Raw genomic sequence first — 2181 nt, 5'->3', positions numbered from 1 at the left:
CGTCCTCGCCGCTCAACGCCGCGAACGCGCCCGAGTCCGCAGCGAACGCCAACACCGCTGGGGCCGGCCTCACACCCGAGCCGCCTGACCGATCAGACCCGGTGAACGTTCATGGACGGCCCACTAGGGAAACGCCGGATTCCTCCGCGGGCGGCCGACCGTAGCGTCGAGATGTCACCTGTCGACCGTGGCGGAAGCGGTACGACAGCTCGCGCATCAGCGCATTCAGGCCGGCCCGTACCCCGGACGTCACGATCATCCGCCGGCGCGCCGACGACGTCGCGCCGGCACTGGTCGGAGGTCCGCACGGTCGGGCCGGGCGAAAGAAGGGGACAGAACTAGTGCGGCGACTGATCCTGCCCGTGGTCTTCGCGGCCACCCTCGCGCTCGCCGGTTGCAACAGCACCGAACCCCCGTCGCCGGAGGCGGGAGCCGGCGTGGACGCCGACGCGGACCTCGACCTGCCCGCCGACGACAACGGGGCCCGGCCGGACTGCCCGTTCACCGCCGACCAGATCACCGAGTTCGTCGGCCAGTCAATGGTCGACCAGGGCAACTGCAGCTTCGGTGACGGCAAGGGGGTCGCCCTGCTCTCCGTGACGACGGCCTCCCGGTTGGCCGGCGAGACGACCTACGACTACCAGCGCCAGCAGGCCGACCAGATCTACCAGGAGGTGACGGAGCTCGGCGGCGACAGCAAGGGCTACCTGGCGGTCAAGGACATCGGGGCCGAGGCGGTGATGATCGGTGGCGCGGGAAGCTTCACCATTACCCTCAGCAGCTTCGAGCGCCTCGGCGCCCAGTCCGACGGGTACGAGCAGGCGCTGCGCCGGCTGCTCGACGCCCTGCCCCGGTGATGCCCGCACGAAGGAGACGATCGTGAGGTACCTGACCCCCGCCGCCCGACTCACGGTGGCGGCCATCGCCCTCACCGCGCTCACCGCCCTCACCGCCTGTGGCGGCGCGGACGAGCCCGCGGCGACGCCACCGACGCAGGTCGATGTGCTGGACCCGGGACAGCCGACCGAGGCGGTCGACCCGCCCGAGCCGTCGGCCGAGGCGCCGAAGGTCGACGCGTGCGCGCTGGTCTCCAAGAAGGACGCCGAAGAGCTGGCGGGCACGCCGCTGGAGGACGCGGTGCCGGGCGGGGAGAGCTGTTCGTACACCGGGCCGGTTTCCGGGCCGACCGCCCAGGTGGAGGTCTACGTCGGCGACGGGGCGAAGAAGATCCTCGACATCGACCGCGAACTCAATCACGAGTTCGAGACCCTGTCCGGGGTCGGGGACGAGGCGTACCTCGAGGACGGTGCGGTCTTCGTCAACGCCTCCGGGGTGTGGGTGGCCATCCGGTTGGTCCGGCTGGAGGACCCGGCGATGTTCCGCAAGCCCCTGACCGAGCTGGCCCGGACGGTGGCCGGACGGCTCTGACGCCGCCGGCAGCACGCCGTCGGTCAAGCACCTCGGGTGCGGATCCACTGTGGATCCGCACCCGACTTTTTTCATCAGTCGGCCCCGTCCCGGCACGCCGGACGGCCGAGCCTCGTACCCGACCACCCAGCCCGACCTGCGCGGGGGCGTTCCGTATTGCAGTCTGTCGATTGACAAAGTTGATGATCCCAACTTATGGTGCGAGCCGGCCGGACCTTTCCGGTGGTCCCGGCGACGCCCGGCCAGCCACCCGTCGACACCATCACCACACGAGGAGCGTCATGGCCGGGCTGAGCGGGACACTACGAAGGACACGATGGCGATTCGGTCTGGTCGCCAGCGGCATCGCCGTGCTACTGGCCGGCGTCGGCCTGATCAACGCGGGCGCCGCGCACGCGGCGGCCGGCTGCCGGGTGGTGTACTCCGCCCCCAGCCAGTGGCCGGGCGGCTTCACCGCGAACGTGGACCTGACCAACCTCGGCGATCCCCTCAACGGCTGGCGGCTGACCTGGACGTTCCCCTCGGGCCAGCAGGTGACCCAGGCGTGGAACGCGAACGTCACCTCCTCCGGCAGCAACGTCACCGCCACCAACGTCAGCTACAACGCCGCGCTCGGCACCAACCAGACCGTGTCGTTCGGCTTCAACGGGTCGTGGTCCGGCAGCAACAACGCCCCCACCTCGTTCGCGCTCAACGGGGTCACCTGCACCGGCAGCGTGGGCGGCACCACCCCGCCGCCGACCACGCCCCCAC

3 protein-coding genes are annotated in these 2181 nt (G+C 70.8%); all 3 read left to right on the top strand.

The genetic code is table 11. The features are described 5' to 3' along the window. Positions 1-341: 341 nt before the first annotated feature. Positions 342-857, top strand: coding sequence for a hypothetical protein (locus tag C1I95_RS33495; RefSeq protein WP_111220076.1), 516 nt, complete (start codon positions 342-344; stop codon positions 855-857). Between the two features lie 22 nt (positions 858-879). Further along, positions 880-1428, top strand: a complete 549-nt coding sequence (locus C1I95_RS33490; protein ID WP_233514052.1) for a hypothetical protein — start codon at positions 880-882, stop codon at positions 1426-1428. Positions 1429-1709: 281 nt separating this feature from the next. Beyond that, positions 1710-2181: cellulose-binding domain-containing protein (locus C1I95_RS33485; protein ID WP_199524034.1), on the top strand; the 472-nt coding region annotated here is incomplete at its 3' end.

The organism is Micromonospora craterilacus, assembly GCF_003236315.1.
GTDB lineage: Bacteria > Actinomycetota > Actinomycetes > Mycobacteriales > Micromonosporaceae > Micromonospora > Micromonospora craterilacus.
Note: the sequence above shows the minus strand (reverse complement) of the source record. Positions and strands in the feature narration are given on the sequence as shown.